The following is an 18,593-nucleotide window of genomic DNA, read 5'->3' as shown; positions in this document are numbered from 1 at the left end:
AATTCACGCGCAATTCATCCCCCTTTACTCTTCATCAAATAATGCAACGTTTTCTGTCGCATGGTCCTCTTGAGGTAGAATCGAGTTCAATATAATGCCGACGATCGTTGCGACCGCTAAACCGGGAATTTCAGCTTGATCACTTACCGGAATCGCTACACCCCCGATTCCGATAACGAGTATGACTGATGTAATAATGAGATTTCGTTTAATGCCAAGGTCAACATGGTTGTCGATTAACATTCTTAAACCACTCGATGCGATCACACCAAATAATAGAATCGACACACCACCCATCACGGCTTCTGGGATGGATTCAATGAACACCGTAATGATATCGGTGAACCCGAACAAAATCGCTAACATCGCTGCACCCGCAATGACGAACACACTAAACACTCGTGTAATTGCAAGGACTCCGATGTTTTCACCATACGTCGTATTAGGTGGTCCACCTAAAACAGACGCAATCATCGTCGCGACACCGTCACCTAAAATCGAACTGCCTAAACCAGGTGATTTTAGGAAGTTACGGTCAGCGACTTTGGATAATACCATTTGGTCGCCGATATGCTCTGTAATCGTGACTAACGCCACTGGCACCATGATGAAGACGACGGATAGGCTTAGCACATCAAGCGGTTGATAATCGACAAACGGGATGATGAAATCTGGTGTAACAAAGATCGCATTCAACATATCGCCGATTGAATCACTAGACGTTAAAGCTTGCACGCTCGATTGAATACCGTCTGTTTGAACAATGCCCGCGACCAACGCTGTCATATAACCGCCAACGATCCCGAGTAAAATCGGAATGACATTAAAGAACCCTTTGAAATAAACAGAACCGATTACTGTAATGAGTAATGTGACAAATGCCACGAGCATGTATGTAAAATGAATATTGCCATCACTGTTATACATCGCCATATCAATAGCTGTTGGTGCTAAACCTAACCCGATCACCATAATAACTGGACCAACCACAACAGGTGGTAGTAATTTTAGTAACCAATTGACGCCACTTACTTTAATCAACATGGCCACAAGTCCATATACGAGGCCTGCTAAAAAAGCACCCATCATAGCGCCCGGTAATCCATCTGCCACACTGGCGGCTTGTATCGGGGCAATAAAGGCAAAACTTGAACCAAGGTAAGCCGGAATCTGACCTCTTGTAATGACGAGATAGGCTAACGTACCGATACCACTCGTTACAAGCGCGACGTTTGCTGGCATATCGACTAAAAACGGAACTAATATCGTCGCCCCAAACATCGCGAATAAATGTTGTAAACTGAGCCAAAACCATTTCGCTTTATTCGGTACATCTCTTACGTCTAACACTTTGTCTTGTTCACTCATATGTTCCACTCCTTTTTGTGATATAAAAAACCTCTTTACGATAAGATCGCAAAGAGGCATACGTACACTTTTCCCCCGTGTACGCAACTTCACGACCTTATAAGCCTCGCTGGACTTCCTTAAAGGTCTTCTATTTTCTATTCATAAATACTTACTTGTTCGACGTCATCAGTATCACTTAATTGGACTTTGATGACTTCTTCTTGAGAGGTTGGGATGTTTTTCCCTACATAGTCAGCTCGAATCGGCAATTCACGGTGACCACGGTCAACTAATACGGCGAGCTGAATTTGTTTAGGCCGATCAATATCGACGATCGCATCCATTGCCGCTCGTACTGTTCGCCCTGTGTAAAGCACATCATCAACTAAAATAACCGTTTTGCCTTGTAACTGTTCATGAATATTTGTTTGATTTAACTGTGCTTCGTCATGATTGTCAATTTCGGTTAAATCATCACGGTAAAGCGAAATATCTAATTCGCCAGTTGGCACTGTAACCGATTCGATTTGTTCGATCGTTTGCTGAATGCGCTTCGCAATCGGTGTCCCCCGTGTTTTAATCCCAACTAACACGAGATCATCGGTTCCTTTGTTTCGTTCAATAATCTCATGCGAAATACGTTTAATCGCACGGCCAATCGCTGCTTCATCTAATAATTGGGTTTTTTCTTGCATTTGATCACCTCCAGATACGATCCTTTAACATCAAAAAACCCCTTTCCCGCTACGTGAGGTAACGAGAAAGGGGCATTTAGACACACTAACCCTATCAATCTTCATATCGTTACCTTACTAGCCTCACGGGACTATGTTTAAAGGTTTTAAATGTTGTTTTCACTATTACACATTGTAACGTGTTGCACACAAAAGTCAAGACATTTTTTTGATTTGATCGATCGTATCCAAAAAGATTTGTGGTGGCTCTGCTGCCATCATCATTTCTTCACCACTTACCGGATGCAAAAACGATAACGACTTGGCATGAAGTGCTTGTCCGTCCACATCTAAGGTTTTTCGGTAGCCATACTTCGGATCGCCGACTAACGGGTGGTTAATATACTTAAAATGAACACGAATTTGGTGTGTCCGTCCAGTTTCTAGCTCGCAACTAACATGCGTATAATCTTGAAATTGTTCCACAACCGAAAAATGCGTGATCGCCGGTTTACCGCCATCTACAATCGCCATTTTTTGTCGGTCATTCGCATCGCGTCCAATCGGCGCATCAATCGTACCTAATTCGTGAGAGATGACACCATGGACGAGTGCTTCATACTGACGTTTAATGTCTTTATTGGCTAATTGTTCGGATAAACGCTCATGCGCTTGATCGTGTTTCGCCACCACTAAAAGACCACTCGTATCTTTATCAATTCGGTGCACGATACCAGGACGGTTAACACCGTTGATCCCAGATAAGTCATCACAATGATATAACAATGCATTCACTAATGTGCCACTCTCATGACCAAAGGCTGGATGAACTACCATCCCTTTAGGCTTATTCACAACGAGTAAATGTTCATCTTCATAGCGAATATCGAGTGGAATATTTTCTGGTTCAAGTGACATGTCTTCTGGTTCAGGCTCTTGCCACTCAATGACATCACCGATTTGGCATTTATAATTATTTTTGACCGGCGTCTGATTAACGGTCACATAGCCATCTTTCACCCATGATTGAACTTGTGAGCGTGACGCTTCGTTATTTAGTTGCGCTAGAACATGGTCGATTCGCTTTTGTGCATAGGTTTCGTCTATTGTATATTGCTTCGTTTCTGTCATGCCTTTTCACCCTTTTTCGTTTGCCATTCATCATAGATCATCAATATAATCACAATGACAACGCCGATCGTCAGTGCGCTGTCTGCTACATTAAATATCGGGAAGTTGTAGCCTAAAATAGTAAAATCAAAGAAATCGATCACTTCTTGAATTCGAATACGATCGATGAAATTACCAATCGCACCACCTAATAAAAATGCGAATCCGACGTTTAATAATGGATAGCCATGACGGTATTCTCGCATAAAGTAAACGATGACCCCGACGACGATCAACGTGACGATATAAAATAACCACATTTGGCCTTGTAGCATGCCCCAAGCAGCCCCACTATTACGATGGGATGTTAAATAAAAGAATTGAGGCATGATTTCAATTGATTCGCCTAATGTCATGTTTTTAACAACGAGCCATTTTGTGATTTGGTCAATCGCAACGAGTATGAATGCTATTATATAATATATCAACGGCTGTGACCTCCATATTCATTTTACCTATTGCATTTTACCATAAAAGCGACCAAAACACGATGAATGTCTTGTGATAAAAAAATACTAAGCTTGAGACAAAAGTAAAACCCGAACGATTTAAAAAAATAAATCGTTCGGGTTTTTTGCTTGAATGACGCTCCATCAAAACGCTCCGCTTTCCGTGGGCACGGCTCGAGCCTCCTCGGAAAAAAAGCGCTTCCTGCGGGGTCTCGAGACTCGCGCTGTTCCCACAGGAGTCTACGCGTTTTGATTCCGCTTCGTTAGTGCTAAACTGGTATTCTGCTCAAACATTCGTCTTTTGGACAATTGAATCACTTTTTGCCTTAGGCTAGTTCATCACATTAAGATAAAACGTTCGCGCAACGTTCACATAGGTCAGGGTGTTCACTGTTTTGACCAACAGAGTGTGATGATACCCAGCAACGTTGACATGTTTCGCCTGTATGACGATCAACAGCGACCGATACATTGTCATACGTCTTCGCTGGATCATAATGATCGACCACAGATGCTTCAGATACAATTAGATACTGGTGTAAATGCTCAACTGAATCAAGCAGATCACGCGTTTGCTCATCTTTCGGCACGATCGTAACATGCGCTTCAAGCGATTTACCGATGACTTTATCATCTCGTGCCTCTTCTAACGCTTTTAACACGTCTTCACGCACAGCCATCAATTGCTGCCATTTAGCTTTCGTTTCGTTTTCACCTGCAACAGAACGCGCTTCAGGCATATCTGTTAATTGAACGTTCTTCGCTTCGACGCCTGGAATATGGCTCCATAATTCATCAGCTGTATGCGCTAAAATAGGTGATAATAGTTGCGTCAGACTAACAACAATTTCGTAATAAACCGTTTGAATGCTACGTCGACGTTGACTATCTTGTTTCTCGATATATAAAACATCTTTCGCAAAGTCTAGATAGAACGAACTTAGATCGACCGTACAGAAATTATTGATCGTGTGATAAATCGTTGCGAATTCATAATGATCGTAAGCGTTACGCACTTTATCGACCGTTTCTTGCAGACGAATTAACATGTAACGGTCCACTTCTTCGAGTTCGTGATCAGCTAAACGATGCTCACTAGGATCAAAGTCATGTAAGTTACCGAGCACGAAACGCATCGTGTTACGGATTTTACGATAAACTTCTGACACTTGTTTTAAGATTTCATTCGACACACGGACGTCAGCTCCGTAGTCAGAACTAGCTACCCATAAACGTAAAATGTCAGCACCTAATTGCTTCATAATTTTCGATGGTACCATGACGTTACCGAGTGATTTACTCATCTTACGTCCGTCACCGTCTAACGTGAACCCATGGCTTAAAATCCCTTTATAAGGCGCTTGACCAGTAGTCGCAACAGCCGTCGTTAACGATGAGTTAAACCAACCACGGTACTGGTCAGATCCTTCTAAATAAAGGTCAGCTGGACGATCTAAGTCGTCGCGCTCATGTAACACACCTTGGTGAGTCGAACCTGAGTCAAACCAAACGTCCATAATATCTGTTTCTTTCGTAAACTCGCCATTCGGGCTACCTGGATGCGTAAATCCTTCAGGTAATAAATCATTAGCTTCACGTTCAAACCAAATGTTAGACCCGTGTTCACGGAATAAGTCTGACACATGATTAATCGTTTCGTCTGTAATGATTTCTTCACCATTCTCAGCATAAAAAACAGGAATCGGTACACCCCAAACACGCTGGCGGGAAATACACCAGTCTTCACGGTCACGCACCATATTGTACATCCGTGTTTCACCCCAGTGTGGATGCCAATCAACGTCTTCAATCGCGTCTAATAAGTCATTACGGAAATCGCTAACTGATGCGAACCATTGTGACGTCGCACGGAAAATCGTCGGCTTTTTCGTTCGCCAATCATGTGGATATGAGTGCGTCATGAATTCAAGCTTTAATAACGCGCCCTTGTCACTTAGTTCGTCAGTAATTGATTTATTCGCTTTATCATAAAATTCTCCGGCAAAGCCAGGCGCTTCGTCAGTGAACACCCCTTTTTCATCGACAGGGCATAGCACATCTAAGCCATACTGTTTACCGATCCAATAGTCTTCTTCACCGTGACCTGGCGCTGTGTGAACACAGCCTGTACCAGATTCCGTTGTGACGTGATCACCTAAAATAATTAATGATTCACGGTCATAAAGTGGGTGTTGTGCTTTCGCATACTCCAAGTCTTTACCTTTATGACGCGAACGGATCGAATACTCTTGCCATTCAGCTTTCTCAGCCACTTCTTCTAATAAGTCTTCCGCAATGATGAAATTGCCTTGATCCGTTGACACGACAACGTAATCGAGGTCTGGATGAAGGGCGATCGCTAAGTTAGCTGGAATCGTCCAAGGCGTTGTCGTCCAAATGATAAACTTCTCGTCACCTTGTAATTCGCCGTTACCATTCGTCACATCAAAAGCAACATAAATTGATGGTGAGCGTTTATCATGGTATTCGATTTCAGCTTCAGCTAAAGCTGATTCTGATGACGGCGACCAGTAAACTGGCTTCTTCCCTTTATAAATGTAACCTGCTTTCGCCATTTCCCCAAACACTTGAATCTGTTGCGCTTCAAATGATGGGTTTAATGTAATATAAGGATTATCCCAATCACCACGTACACCAAGTTGTTTAAACTGCGTACGTTGATTATCGAGCTGCTCTAACGCGTATTGTTTACACATTTCACGAAATTCAGGGACTGGAATTTGTTTACGGTCAATTTTCTTTTTCTTCGTTAAGGCGACTTCGATTGGTAGACCGTGTGTATCCCAACCTGGTACATACGGCGCGTGGAAACCTGCCATTGACTTATAACGAACGATGAAGTCTTTCAGTACTTTGTTCAGCGCGTGACCCATATGCAAATCGCCGTTCGCGTATGGCGGGCCATCGTGTAATACGAAAAGTGGTCGGTCTTTCGTACGTTCTTGGACTTGCTCATAAATATTGTCTTCTTCCCATTTCTGTTGCATTTCCGGCTCACGGTTCGGTAAGTTACCGCGCATCGGAAAATCCGTCTTCGGCATCAATAACGTCTCTTTATAACTCATGAGGATCCTCCTTTTAGTCTCTAATTCATTTATGACACAAAAAAAGCTTCCCCATCCCATAAAAGGGACGAGAAAGCTCGCGTTACCACCCTCGTTGAATGGCTAGTGCCATCCCACTCGACATTCGTAACGTGAATGACCCGTCTTTTTCTACTGAACGTTCAAAAAAGATGCTCCAGGATGATCTTCCTTTAAGGGTTATCACTAGGCTTACACCATCCCTAGCTCGCTTCGATAACGATCTCAAAGTACTCTTCCTATCAGTGCATATTCCATATTTCATTTAATTACATAGAAATTCATGATAAAAAAATTATAGATAATTTCAAACAACAAGTCAAGACACAATCATCGTAAAATCACGACGACGATGAGTCGACATCGGTATCATGCGTATAACCGTGCGCAAAATCCGTTGATTCATACAATTGTTCTTGCTCATCATCTTCAGATGAATCAAGCTCAAACAAGTCTTCCCAATCGCTATTATCAATAATGTCCAGTTGAGCTTCAACTAACATTTTTAACCGCGTACGGAATACTTTCGCTTGCTTTTTCAATTCTTCAATTTCCATCGACACTTGACGCGATTTCGATAACGCGTCATTCACAATGCGATCCGCGTTCTTTTCCGCTTCTTTAATGATTAACTTCGCTTCTTTATTCGCATTGTTCTTCACTTCGTCTGCTGTTTCTTGCGCGACTAAGATCGAACGATTTAGGGTTTCTTCAATATCACTAAAATGATTGAGTTTTTCCTCTGCTTCGTTGACACGCTCTTCTAACTGTTTCTTTTCACGAATAACTTTCTCAAAATCTTTTATGACTTGGTCAAGAAACTCATTAACCTCATCTTCATCATAACCTCTAAATCCTCTAGTGAATTCTTTATTATGAATATCTAACGGCGTAATACCCATTCACTTGACCCCCTTTAGTTCTTTAACTACATACCTCTTAACGTAATAATTCGACAAAACGAACTGTATTCCTGCCTTAAATTTAGACATTATTTTAATTTTGCCGTTTTAATCCGTTGCTTCTGTTTTTTCGTTTCCCCCATTATATCAACGACTTTGCTACGACCATAGGATTTAAGTGAAATAAGATCGCCTGGTTGTAACGTAAAAGACGGTTGATTCACAACACGATGGTTGACTTTGACAGCTTCTTTTTCGATAAACTGTTGTGCTTTTTGACGCGAAATTTGATAGATCTCTTTTAAAATAGCATCAAGACGCGTCGATGAGACGGTCCCATCTTTTTCGTGCCATTGATGATTTGGTGTTAATATATCATCTAACCCGACTTCCTTTAGATCAATCCGCGTGTTCTTGATTTTTTCAATGTTTAATTGCAAAAACATCGCCATATCTCGGTCACAAATGATTTGAAATTTGCCGTCCTTAACAATTAAGTCGCCCAGCTTCTTACGCTGTAGTCCTAATGACATCACAGTTCCGAGTAAATCACGGTGAGTGAGCGATACAAACTTAGTCGCATAAGTCCCTTGTAAAACGGTTAAATTAAAATCGTCATCCGACGTCGATTCATAAAACGGCGCTAGCAATGCGCGTTTTCGCTCTGAAGTGTCATAACCGCCATGAAACGATAAAGTTAATGATTCATCATGGCCAATAATTGAACGAAAAATCAGTTGTTCGCGTGGATCAAGAAAATCGCTTAAAACAGGCATATACTGCCTCTCAACTTGGTCGCGCCAGTCAATGACTTGGTCGATGAATGGTTGTTCTTCTGGTCTGAAGTGTTGGTATAACTCCATAGTCGCCTCATCTTTCGTTTACGATAGATTATAGAAAATTAGAGAAAATAAATATTAACCCGTTAGACGCTAAGTTTAACGCAATAATCGCGACGATTGGCGAAATATCAATCATACCGAGCGGCGGGATAATTTTTCGAAACGGTTCTAAATATGGTTCACATGCTTTTTCTAAAATTTGTCCAATAGCTGATTCCCTAGCTCCTGGAAACCACGACATCAAAATATAGCCGATCAACATAAACGAATATATTTTTACAGCTGTTAATAATAGACTTAATAATAGGCTCAATGAAACCCATCCTCTCTCACTTCATTACTCTTCTTCATTAAAAATATCTGAAATACTGCCAGAAATATTCACATTCTCTGGTGTACATAAAAATGTTTTTTGTCCTAGTTTTTGAATATCACCATTTAGAGCATTAACGGTTCCACTCAGAAAGTCGACGATGCGCAAACCCGTTTGATGATCGACTTGTTGTAAATTAATCACGACTGATTTTTTCTTCTTAATATGTTCAGCAATCTCTTGTACATCATCAAAATCTGTTGGCTCACTTAAAACCATTTTGGCATCGTTTTGGATTGACGTTAAACTTACGACATTATCGTGGCTTTGTGGCTTGCTTGGTTGTTCCGCTTCTTCTTGATGGGTTGCTGGCTGCCGACGGTAAGACGGCGTTTCTTCAAATGACGGTTGTTCGTCGATATCGAAAAACGACTTAAATTTATCTTTGAAACTCATCGCAATCCTCTCCTAATTAGTCTTGTCCTACAAGCTTTGATCCAATACGGACGTGTGTCGCGCCTTCCTCAATCGCTATGTGATAATCGTGACTCATGCCCATTGATAAATAATGACATGGAGCATGAGATAAGTTCAATTGTTGAATGTCATCGCGCAATAACCGTAACTGACGAAAACTATCACGAATAACCGCTTCATCATCCACTAACGGCGCCATCGTCATTAAACCGGCAACTTCGATGTTAGCGTATGCTTTTAGTGATTCGATGAAAGAACGAACGTCTTCTGGTGAGAGACCGTGTTTCGATGCCTCACCACTCGTATTCACTTGTACAAAACACGTTATCGTGCGATTGGCGCGTTTGTCAATTTCCTTCGCTAATGATTGACGGTCTAGTGAATGAATGGATGTAACCCCATCAATCACATCTTTCACCTTCCGCGATTGTAACGTTCCAATAAAATGCCAATTAGCGGCATTACCAATCGCATTAAATTTCTCTAGAAACCCGTCTGAACGATTTTCGCCTAAATCGGTAATACCAGCTTCTATAGCTTCAAGTGCTCGTTCATTTGAGACATATTTCGTCACGGCAATCACACGGACATCATCAGGATTACGGTTTACATTATGACATACGTCTTGAATGGTTTGATTGATCGAATCGTAGTTTTGTTTAACTGCCATGTCTTACACCCTTATTCTATTAATGATAAATAAGCCATCATACGACCAGTTTGTCCTGCGTCACGTCGAAACGAATAAAATAAATCGCTTGATGCAAACGTACAATAATCCGAAACTTGAATATGGTCCTCTTTAAGTCCTGCCTCTTCCAAAAACAAACGATTGAGTTGTTTTAAATCAAGTAACCATCGACCAGATTGAGATGGCTTTAACACATAGTTAAAACGTTCAGGTATGTGTGAGGTCACATGGTGATCCACCTCATAATAGTCTTGTGAAATACACGGTCCTACCGTTGCATAAATATCGTCGGGGCTTACACCACGTTGCTTTAACGCATCAACCATGTTTTGGCCCATACCGTTCACAGTACCGCGCCAACCGGCATGAGCTAGGCCAATCCAATTATGGTTCGGTGCTACAAAATATAACGGCACACAATCAGCGTAAAACGTTGCTAACGTGTGGTTAACATTGTTCGTAATCATACCATCTGCATCAACACTTGTTTGATCATGAATGGTCTGATCGTCACGCATTTCCGTTAAGTCTATAACCGTTGTACTATGAACTTGATTCACACAACGCCATGTATCTAATGGCTTACCGATCATGTCACTTATGTATTGTCTGTTGGCTAAAACAGCGTCACGGCTGTCATCAACATGAAGAGCCATATTTAATTGATGATATGGCGGCTGACTATAGCCACCTCGCCTCGTCGTAAAGCCAGCGTTAACATGTAATGGCTCAAAACCCATATGATTTAATATGGCTGTTCCGTTATCTTGAAATGGTTCTTGCATAACCAAGACCCCTTTTTGTAAATATTTTATCATATTTCAATTGATATTGCTTATGATATCGCGTTTTTCTTAAGAATGGTTCGAACGGTTTACTAAGATGACATCGTGACCAATCATATGAATCTGATTCCAGTAAATCATCAACTCTTCTTGCGCTCCGAAAAACCCTAACCATTTTCCTTTAATCGTGATGATCAATCCTTGGACGATACCGATTGTCACATCGATATCAAGATCGGTTACGACACCAAGTCGTTCACCGCTTTCCATATCTATAATATCTTTTGTTTGCAGCTCTGACAATAACATCGTGACGCCCCCCCTCACCCTTATTATATGAAAAATCAAGCCCAATCTTGCCTATCAAGTCACCCTATACAAAAAACCGAGCCTTTAACGATTTTGATCGGCTCGGTTTAATCATATGGTATTCGCGTGCCTGATTACGAATCTAATACTGTTTTGTTCATCTCTTTAATCGCTGATTTTTCTAAGCGAGATACTTGAGCTTGTGAAATACCAATTTCATCAGCGACCTCCATCTGGGTTTTACCTTCAAAAAATCGCTGATTAATAATTAATTTTTCGCGTTCATTTAATTTTTTGATGCCTTCTCGTATCGCGAGTTCGTTAAGCCAAGACGAATCTTTTTGTTTATCATCTTTTAGCTGGTCCATGACAAAAATCGGATCACTACCATCATTATAGATCGGTTCAAATAAAGAAACCGGATCCTGAATCGCGTCGAGTGCAAAAATAACATCTTCTTGAGGCAAGTCCATCGCCTTTGCAATCTCTTGTGTCGTCGGCTCGCTCGAGCGTTTGCTCATTAAATCTTCTCGAACTTGCAGCGCTTTATAGGCAATGTCGCGCAATGAACGAGAGACACGAATCGGATTGTTATCACGTAAGTATCGTCTAATTTCACCGATAATCATCGGTACTGCATAAGTAGAAAATTTCACATTTTGACTCAAGTCAAAGTTATCAATCGATTTCATCAATCCAATACAGCCGACTTGAAATAAATCATCAACATTTTCACCACGATGGTTAAATCGTTTAATCACACTTAAAACAAGTCGTAAGTTCCCATTTACAAGCTCTTCACGTGCACTCTCATCACCTGCTTGGACACGTTTAAATAAAAACCGCATTTCGTCATTCTTTAACACGGGTAACGTTGACGTATCTACACCGCATATTTCCACTTTGTTTTTCGTCATAATGGCCCCTCCCATCTGGAGATGATGTCAGTTGTCATTGTGTCCAGATGGGAAAAATTTATGCGGTTGTTCGTAGAGAATTAAACGTGGAATATGTTAAACCATCTTGTTAAATTCACGCTTTAGACGCTTAATAATTTTTTTCTCTAGTCGTGAAATATAAGACTGGGAAATGCCGAGCTGGTCGGCTACGTCTTTTTGTGTTTGTTCATCATGACCACTTAACCCAAAACGCATTTCCATAATTTGTTTCTCCCGACCATTTAATGACTCTAACGCCGATGTTAATAACGTTTTATCAACGGAATGTTCGATATCTTTCGTAATTAAATCATCATCCGTTCCTAAAACATCTGATAATAACAATTCATTCCCGTCCCAATCGACATTTAATGGTTCATCAAAGGATACTTCTGTTTTTCGTTTATTATTCCGACGCAAATACATTAAAATTTCGTTTTCGATACAGCGTGACGCATACGTTGCTAGTTTAATTTTTTTCTCGGGGTTAAACGTGTTCACTGCTTTAATTAAACCAATAGACCCAATACTAATTAAATCTTCAATATGAATGCCTGTATTCTCAAATTTTTTCGCAATATACACAACGAGCCGTAAATTGTGCTCAATAAGAACCGATTTCGCTGCTTGATCACCATCCATCATACGCTCTAATACGTGACGTTCTTCATCTTTTGACAACGGGGGTGGTAGCGCTTCGTGACCTCCAATGTAATAAATTTCTTCACGCTGACGTGTAACCGTCATCCATAACTTTAACAACTTCCTTTGAAGCCATAACCAAATATGATACATGCTATGATACCTCCTTAACATGGTTAATACGCATCTGTTTCGACTGAAATAAATGAGGATGAAGTAAGCATTGAGCATCATCTTGATGTGATAGGCTGCCTGTATGTAGGCCAACAAAAACTTTAGGTGTTTTAATCGCCTCAGATTCTGTTGTAATCGTGACGTCATCGACTAATAAAACAGGCAATAAACGGTGGTCACCCCCAGCTTGACGAAATGGAATCCATTGAATCGTTTCGGGAATCGTGTCAGCTTCTTCAAATGACGACTCTTTCAAACGAGTTATCACATCGCGGTCAAACCATTGTTCAAACATCGACTCATCGAGCAATATGACTGGTCGTTTCGTGATCGGATGGGTTAATTGATTACCTGTATCTAAAAGTCCTGTCATGGATACAGATTGTCCCATCGCTGTGACCGTCACCTCATAATACAATTCGTCATGCATACGATTCACAGTTAAACGTTGCAATTGTCCTTTCGTTAGCATAAAAGCTATTGGAAACAAAATAGCAACAACACCCCAGCTCAACCAATCACCATAAGGACTCACCGAAGACTGTAGCCATTCGTCAGGTCCTATCACAAAAAATTGCACCGCCATCATCGCTCCACCAATAGCAAAATTAATAAAATAAAAGGCGGTCATGTGAAGCCAAAATCGTTTAGCCCCTTTAAACCCAAAGGCAGCTAACACAATAAAACATGAATAGATTAGTTTTGTTATTGGTGACATCAGCCAATCATATTCAAATGACAAATGGATTGGGATAATCAGTGAGGCAACGACGGCACCTAAAGCCATTCGTTTAATATTGTGTACGCTTTTAGTCGCCCAACAAACTAATAACAATACCATCCAATCGAAAAATAGATTTAAAAGCCAAATTAAATCGACGTATATGGTCACCTAATCATCCTTATCTCAAAACGAATCAAGCTTGACTCTGTAGTCAGAGTATAAAAAAAGAAGCCGAAGAAACATGTCAGTTTCTCGGCTTCTTAGCTCACTTATTTTGCAAAGTTTTGTCTGATTACGTTTATTACGATTGATCACGATTACGATTACGTAAGAATGTTGGAATATCTAACGTATCTTCCTCGTAAGCTGGTTTTTGTTGCGGCTGCGGACGCTCGCGACGTGGTTGCTGGTCATTTGGTGCTGGGTTTGGATTTGTTTGTGCTGGTCTTGCTTGTTGTACTTGTTGATCATTATTTTCATCAAATCCAGTTGCAATGACTGTTACCACGATTTCTTCTTTTAACGTCTCATTAATGACAGAGCCAAAGATGACGTTCACATCTTGATCGGCTGCTGATGTGACAATTTCGGCTGCTTCTTGTACTTCAAACAAACTTAAGTTCTGACCACCAGAAATGTTCATTAACACACCATGAGCCCCATCAATCGATGTTTCAAGTAATGGTGACGAAATAGCTTTTTTCGCCGCTTCTGATGCACGACTTTCACCTGTCGCAATGCCGATTCCCATAAGTGCTGACCCTTTATCGGACATAATCGTTTTAACGTCGGCAAAGTCAACGTTAATAAGGCCAGGGACAGCAATTAAATCAGAGATGCCTTGCACACCTTGTCGCAACACATTATCCGCCTCACGGAATGCCTCAAGCATCGGCGTGTTTTTATCGACTAATTCTAATAAACGATCGTTCGGAATGACAATTAAAGTATCAACACTTTCTTTTAACGTATCGACTCCTGAAGTCGCATGCGTTGAACGTTTGCGCCCTTCAAACATAAACGGACGTGTCACAACGCCGACCGTTAAAGCACCCACTTCTTTAGCTACTTGTGCGATAACTGGTGCCGCACCTGTTCCTGTGCCACCGCCCATTCCAGCTGTCACAAAGACCATATCTGCACCTTGAAGTGCTTCTTCTAAAATATCTTTGCTTTCTTCTGCAGCCTTTTTACCGACTTCTGGGTTAGCGCCAGCACCTAAACCTCGTGTTAATTTTTCACCGATTTGTAGCTTCGTATCGGCCTTTGATAGATTTAACGCTTGCGCATCTGTATTGACCGCAATAAACTCAACATTTTGTACACCGTGTTCAATCATTCGATTGACAGCATTAGAACCACCGCCACCAACACCGATGACTTTAATCGTTGCTAGTTGTTCCATATTTGCTTCAAAATCTAACATGTCTCCGTTCCTCCTACTATCATTATTCCAGCTAATACTATCTTTGAAGGAAACGCACGATTAATCAAAGAAGTAATTTTGTAGTTTCTTCATGAATCCTTCTTTATCAGTTGATTCATTTTTCTCTCTGCGTTTCGGTTGTTCTTGTTTTGGTTGTTGTTTTGCTTTTGGTTCAGGTCCAGTTTGTTGCGACTTAATGCCACTACTAAACTCTTTACCTTGTATTTTCGCATTTCGATAGGCGAATTGCAAGGTACCTAAGCCAACTGTAAATTGAGGTTCGCGAACCCCGATATGTTTTGGCACTGACAAGCGGACATTCATCCGGAAAGTCTCACGCGCCAATTGAGTAACACCAGGCATTTGCATTAAGCCACCCGATAAGACATACCCTCCTGGTAAGTCTGGGTAACCCATGCGACGAAATTCTTGTAATACAAATTGAAAAATCTCATCTAGTCTTGCTTCAATAATTTCCGCAACATCAACTTGACTCACTGAATCCGTTTCGTCACTACCAATTTTGGTGACCTCAATTGTATGGTCCTCTGATGCTGTATCAAGATGAGCATGACCATGGTTTAATTTAATGTTTTCGGCTTCTTCCGTCGTCGTCTTAAGTACGATTGAAATGTCTTTCGTCACATTATCACCACCTAGCGGGATAACGGACGTATTGATTAAATGGCCGTCTGAGAAGAATGATACCGTCGTACTGCCAGCACCTACGTTCACAAGGCCGACACCTAATGATTTTTCGTCTTGAGACAGTGCGACTTCTCCTGCAGCAAGTGGTTGGAGACAAATATCTTCAACCTCCAAACCAGCCCGCTCAACACACTTTAAAATGTTATGTAAATTCGTTTTACCGCACGTGATTAACGTCCCTTGCATTTCTAAACGAACACCGATCATACCACGCGGATCATAAATTTCATCCTGTCCATCAACAATAAATTGGCGTGGAATCACATCAACAATTTCTCGTTCAGGTGGAATTTGCATCACTTGCGACGCCTCGATCACCCGGGCAACATCTTCCTGTTCAATTTCACGCGTTTCACTCGATACAGCAACAACGCCGTGGCAATCTTGTAATTGAATATGATCACCATTAATGGATACGACGACCCGTTGAATAGTCATATCAACCATTCGCTCCGCTTGGTCAACTGCACTTTGAATCGCGTGCACCGTTTGATCAATATCGACAATGGCCCCTTTTTTCATGCCTGTTGAATCAGCCGTCCCGACACCAATCACATTAATCGTATCGTTGGACACTTCTCCAATAATGACTTTCACTTTTGACGTTCCGATATCTAAACTTACTAATATTTCACTTCGGTTCATGATTGCACCTCCAGTAACCGCTTCACTATCTATCATGATTTAGTTGTTATTCGTTCATCATCGTTCTACTGTATAATAATTCAACTTATAAGGTCAAAAACCCTTCATAAGACTACAAATTTCTACAAAAAATTACGATTCATTCTCAAGATCCACTGCTTCGTCCTCTGACGCATCATATGGGACGAAATAAGCACCGACATCTAAATGCAATATGCCGTCCATCGACTCCTCTTTAATCTGGGTAGCTATCGATGGATAGGCTGTCATCTTGTCTGCGAACTGGTCAATGGTTGCAACTATCTCTTGACCATCAATCGTAAACAATCGAATTCGTTCTGCGTCTTGATCATTCGGCTCATAATACACTTCGGAAATCAATCGTGATACGGATGGTTTCATATCAGCTAGTTCTTGAGCGATAGATACACGCTGATCCCCTTCAAAATCGTGTAAAAGGGGCGCATCTTCACGTGGCTTATCTAATTGAACACGTTGTAAACGATCCCCATTTTGCAAAATCGGATTAAACTGACCGTCTGACTGCTGATATGCGACACGGTCAAGTTCCTCAACGTGAATAACAACTTGATTGTACCAGTTCCGATTCACAGTGACTTGTTCGATTTCAGGATGTGTTTCAATATCTTCTGAAACAACACCTGGCTTCATTTGCCAAAATGATTGGTCTACATTCAGGTTAGATAATTCGATGATTTCTGTTTCATCGATCACATGATTACCTTCAACATCAATCGAACGAATATGACTTAAAGGTGACTGCAAATAAACGATGAGTAATATTAAGAATAAAATTAATGCTAATACCATATAAAAACGCCGATTCGCGCGTTTTTTACGTGCTTGTTTCAGTTGTGGCAAGCGATCTTCTAAGGAAACAATTTTTTCTTTATCTTCTGCCATCGTTCATGTGACCCCTTATTGACATATCACGTTGAATATAATTATTGTGACAGTCATTTAAGCTTATCAATCTACCATCTTATTATACCATACATAACGTCCGTAATAATAAGGTATTTTGGGCTAAATTCAAGAAAATGGACGATTTTCTAAGCTTTGATTTTATAAATTGACCTATACAAAAACAAGCCCGCATATAAGCGAGCTTTTCGTTTGCGCATGTTATGATGTTTTAATTGTCGCATACTGACTAATATTTAACAATATGCCAAGTGACATTAACGTAATGGTGAGCGATGAACCGCCATAGCTTAGAAGAGGTAATGTAATACCTGTCACCGGGATCAAACCGATCACGACACTAATGTTTATCATCACTTGTATCGCAAGCATCGCTGTAATTCCAAAAGCCAGCAATGATGCGGATAAATCTTCCACGTTTAAGGCTATCACAGTTCCCCGCCAAACAACGATGAAAAACAACCCAATGATAAATGCCCCACCAATTAATCCTAACTCTTCCGCCATGATCGCAAATATAAAATCCGTCTGCGGTTCTGGTAAATAAAAATACTTCTGCATACTTTGGCCAAAGCCTAACCCTAATAAACCACCAGGACCAATCGCATACAACGATTGAATAATTTGAAAGCCATCACCTAGAGGGTCTTCCCATGGGTTTAAAAACGCCGTAATCCGACTCATCCGGTAAGGAGCCGATACAATTAGTCCGATAAAACCGGCTATGCCGACACCACCCAGTAACATAAAATGCTTAATACTAGCTCCTGCTATAAACAATAACACCATACCTGTCCCAACAAACACGACGCCAGTCCCTAAATCTGGCTGTAACATCATTAAAGCAAATGGGACACCTAACATAAGCAAACTAGGCAAAAATCCATTAAAGAATAAATGAATACGGTCTTGCAGTTTCGGTAACAGGGCAGCAAACAACAAAATCATACCGACTTTCATAAATTCACTCGGTTGCACACTAAAAGCACCAATCCCTATCCAACTTTGCGCACCACCACGGACCATCCCTATACCTGGGATAAGAACGATGATCAGTAATAGTAAACAAATACCATATAAATAGACAGACCAATTCAACCATCTAACATATGGCATTCGCATCATGACTACAATACCGATTAAACCTAATAATGCAAAAAGCCCTTGCCGTTTTACATAATAAAAAGCATCATCGAATTTATAGTCTGACCAAACCGATGACGCACTATAAACCATGACAAGCCCAATTACCAACAACATCAGTATAGCCGTTAATAAAATCATATCGATTGATGATCGCTCTTTTGACACAAAAAAACACCCCT

The 18,593-nt window shown here is 40.9% G+C and carries 19 protein-coding genes and 1 other annotated feature; all 19 genes read right to left on the bottom strand.

The genetic code is table 11. From position 1 onward, the window contains the following. Positions 1-24: 24 nt before the first annotated feature. The 19 genes from ABID56_RS00740 to spoVE all read right to left on the bottom strand — a co-directional run bounded on the left by ABID56_RS00740 (position 25) and on the right by spoVE (position 18,579). Complete coding sequence (locus ABID56_RS00740; RefSeq protein WP_354218454.1) at positions 25-1,368, bottom strand: uracil-xanthine permease family protein; 1,344 nt, start codon at positions 1,366-1,368, stop codon at positions 25-27. Positions 1,369-1,505: 137 nt separating this feature from the next. After that, positions 1,506-2,045 carry a bifunctional pyr operon transcriptional regulator/uracil phosphoribosyltransferase PyrR gene (gene pyrR, locus ABID56_RS00735; protein ID WP_354218453.1) on the bottom strand — a complete coding sequence of 180 codons (540 nt, stop codon included), beginning with the start codon at positions 2,043-2,045 and terminating at the stop codon, positions 1,506-1,508. A 195-nt stretch (positions 2,046-2,240) separates the two neighbouring features. Continuing rightward, positions 2,241-3,155 carry an RluA family pseudouridine synthase gene (locus ABID56_RS00730; protein ID WP_354218452.1) on the bottom strand — a complete coding sequence of 305 codons (915 nt, stop codon included), beginning with the start codon at positions 3,153-3,155 and terminating at the stop codon, positions 2,241-2,243. Then, positions 3,152-3,622, bottom strand: a complete 471-nt coding sequence (gene lspA / locus ABID56_RS00725) for a signal peptidase II (RefSeq protein WP_354218451.1) — start codon at positions 3,620-3,622, stop codon at positions 3,152-3,154. The genes ABID56_RS00730 and lspA overlap by 4 nt, the downstream gene beginning before the upstream one ends. Before the next feature lie 365 nt (positions 3,623-3,987). Further along, the gene (ileS, locus tag ABID56_RS00720; RefSeq protein WP_354218450.1) at positions 3,988-6,729 is read right to left on the bottom strand and encodes an isoleucine--tRNA ligase; all 2,742 of its coding nucleotides are present in this window, start codon (positions 6,727-6,729) and stop codon (positions 3,988-3,990) included. A 60-nt stretch (positions 6,730-6,789) separates the two neighbouring features. Beyond that, positions 6,790-7,002 (bottom strand) — a binding site (T-box leader). An 86-nt stretch (positions 7,003-7,088) separates the two neighbouring features. Continuing rightward, complete coding sequence (locus tag ABID56_RS00715) at positions 7,089-7,649, bottom strand: DivIVA domain-containing protein (protein WP_354218449.1); 561 nt, start codon at positions 7,647-7,649, stop codon at positions 7,089-7,091. Between the two features lie 89 nt (positions 7,650-7,738). After that, on the bottom strand, positions 7,739-8,512 hold the full coding sequence (locus ABID56_RS00710) for a YlmH family RNA-binding protein (protein ID WP_354218447.1): 774 nt from the start codon (positions 8,510-8,512) through the stop codon (positions 7,739-7,741). Positions 8,513-8,540: 28 nt separating this feature from the next. Further along, positions 8,541-8,804 (bottom strand): YggT family protein, encoded by a 264-nt coding sequence (locus ABID56_RS00705; protein ID WP_354218446.1) that lies wholly within the window; start codon positions 8,802-8,804, stop codon positions 8,541-8,543. 24 nt (positions 8,805-8,828) lie between these two features. After that, positions 8,829-9,260: a cell division protein SepF gene (locus ABID56_RS00700; protein WP_354218444.1), complete on the bottom strand. Its 432-nt coding sequence runs from the start codon at positions 9,258-9,260 to the stop codon at positions 8,829-8,831. Positions 9,261-9,276: 16 nt separating this feature from the next. Further along, positions 9,277-9,951: a YggS family pyridoxal phosphate-dependent enzyme gene (locus ABID56_RS00695; protein ID WP_354218443.1), complete on the bottom strand. Its 675-nt coding sequence runs from the start codon at positions 9,949-9,951 to the stop codon at positions 9,277-9,279. A gap of 11 nt (positions 9,952-9,962) precedes the next feature. After that, positions 9,963-10,757, bottom strand: a complete 795-nt coding sequence (gene pgeF / locus ABID56_RS00690) for a peptidoglycan editing factor PgeF (protein WP_354218442.1) — start codon at positions 10,755-10,757, stop codon at positions 9,963-9,965. 69 nt (positions 10,758-10,826) lie between these two features. Further along, positions 10,827-11,066, bottom strand: a complete 240-nt coding sequence (locus ABID56_RS00685) for a YlmC/YmxH family sporulation protein (protein WP_354218441.1) — start codon at positions 11,064-11,066, stop codon at positions 10,827-10,829. Between the two features lie 134 nt (positions 11,067-11,200). Beyond that, a complete protein-coding gene (gene sigG, locus ABID56_RS00680) occupies positions 11,201-11,983 on the bottom strand; it encodes an RNA polymerase sporulation sigma factor SigG (RefSeq protein ID WP_354218440.1) in 783 nt (260 codons plus the stop codon). 96 nt (positions 11,984-12,079) lie between these two features. Further along, positions 12,080-12,820, bottom strand: a complete 741-nt coding sequence (gene sigE, locus ABID56_RS00675; protein WP_354218439.1) for an RNA polymerase sporulation sigma factor SigE — start codon at positions 12,818-12,820, stop codon at positions 12,080-12,082. Continuing rightward, positions 12,801-13,712 carry a sigma-E processing peptidase SpoIIGA gene (gene spoIIGA, locus ABID56_RS00670; protein WP_354218437.1) on the bottom strand — a complete coding sequence of 304 codons (912 nt, stop codon included), beginning with the start codon at positions 13,710-13,712 and terminating at the stop codon, positions 12,801-12,803. The genes sigE and spoIIGA overlap by 20 nt, the downstream gene beginning before the upstream one ends. Positions 13,713-13,845: 133 nt before the next feature. Further along, entirely contained in the window at positions 13,846-14,970 is a 1,125-nt protein-coding gene (ftsZ, locus tag ABID56_RS00665) for a cell division protein FtsZ (protein WP_354218436.1), read from the bottom strand. Between the two features lie 60 nt (positions 14,971-15,030). Beyond that, a complete protein-coding gene (gene ftsA / locus ABID56_RS00660; RefSeq protein WP_354218434.1) occupies positions 15,031-16,323 on the bottom strand; it encodes a cell division protein FtsA in 1,293 nt (430 codons plus the stop codon). A gap of 132 nt (positions 16,324-16,455) precedes the next feature. Continuing rightward, a complete protein-coding gene (locus ABID56_RS00655) occupies positions 16,456-17,247 on the bottom strand; it encodes a cell division protein FtsQ/DivIB (RefSeq protein WP_354218433.1) in 792 nt (263 codons plus the stop codon). Positions 17,248-17,469: 222 nt separating this feature from the next. Beyond that, the gene (spoVE, locus tag ABID56_RS00650; RefSeq protein ID WP_354218431.1) at positions 17,470-18,579 is read right to left on the bottom strand and encodes a stage V sporulation protein E; all 1,110 of its coding nucleotides are present in this window, start codon (positions 18,577-18,579) and stop codon (positions 17,470-17,472) included. Positions 18,580-18,593: the final 14 nt, after the last annotated feature.

The sequence above is a fragment of the Alkalibacillus flavidus genome (assembly GCF_040545925.1).
Lineage (GTDB): Bacteria > Bacillota > Bacilli > Bacillales > Alkalibacillaceae > Alkalibacillus > Alkalibacillus flavidus.
This window is presented reverse-complemented; position numbering and strand designations above follow the sequence as displayed.

What these genes read in the sequence shown, in the direction of transcription:
- ABID56_RS00740 (WP_354218454.1), bottom strand. Translation starts at nt 1,368, where the DNA reads ATGAGTGAACAAGACAAAGTGTTAGACGTAAGAGATGTACCGAATAAA.
- pyrR (WP_354218453.1), bottom strand. Translation starts at nt 2,045, where the DNA reads ATGCAAGAAAAAACCCAATTATTAGATGAAGCAGCGATTGGCCGTGCG.
- ABID56_RS00730 (WP_354218452.1), bottom strand. Translation starts at nt 3,155, where the DNA reads ATGACAGAAACGAAGCAATATACAATAGACGAAACCTATGCACAAAAG.
- ileS (WP_354218450.1), bottom strand. Translation starts at nt 6,729, where the DNA reads ATGAGTTATAAAGAGACGTTATTGATGCCGAAGACGGATTTTCCGATG.
- ABID56_RS00715 (WP_354218449.1), bottom strand. Translation starts at nt 7,649, where the DNA reads ATGGGTATTACGCCGTTAGATATTCATAATAAAGAATTCACTAGAGGA.
- ABID56_RS00710 (WP_354218447.1), bottom strand. Translation starts at nt 8,512, where the DNA reads ATGGAGTTATACCAACACTTCAGACCAGAAGAACAACCATTCATCGAC.
- ABID56_RS00700 (WP_354218444.1), bottom strand. Translation starts at nt 9,260, where the DNA reads ATGAGTTTCAAAGATAAATTTAAGTCGTTTTTCGATATCGACGAACAA.
- ABID56_RS00695 (WP_354218443.1), bottom strand. Translation starts at nt 9,951, where the DNA reads ATGGCAGTTAAACAAAACTACGATTCGATCAATCAAACCATTCAAGAC.
- pgeF (WP_354218442.1), bottom strand. Translation starts at nt 10,757, where the DNA reads ATGCAAGAACCATTTCAAGATAACGGAACAGCCATATTAAATCATATG.
- ABID56_RS00685 (WP_354218441.1), bottom strand. Translation starts at nt 11,066, where the DNA reads ATGTTATTGTCAGAGCTGCAAACAAAAGATATTATAGATATGGAAAGC.
- sigG (WP_354218440.1), bottom strand. Translation starts at nt 11,983, where the DNA reads ATGACGAAAAACAAAGTGGAAATATGCGGTGTAGATACGTCAACGTTA.
- sigE (WP_354218439.1), bottom strand. Translation starts at nt 12,820, where the DNA reads ATGTTAAGGAGGTATCATAGCATGTATCATATTTGGTTATGGCTTCAA.
- ftsZ (WP_354218436.1), bottom strand. Translation starts at nt 14,970, where the DNA reads ATGTTAGATTTTGAAGCAAATATGGAACAACTAGCAACGATTAAAGTC.
- ftsA (WP_354218434.1), bottom strand. Translation starts at nt 16,323, where the DNA reads ATGAACCGAAGTGAAATATTAGTAAGTTTAGATATCGGAACGTCAAAA.
- ABID56_RS00655 (WP_354218433.1), bottom strand. Translation starts at nt 17,247, where the DNA reads ATGGCAGAAGATAAAGAAAAAATTGTTTCCTTAGAAGATCGCTTGCCA.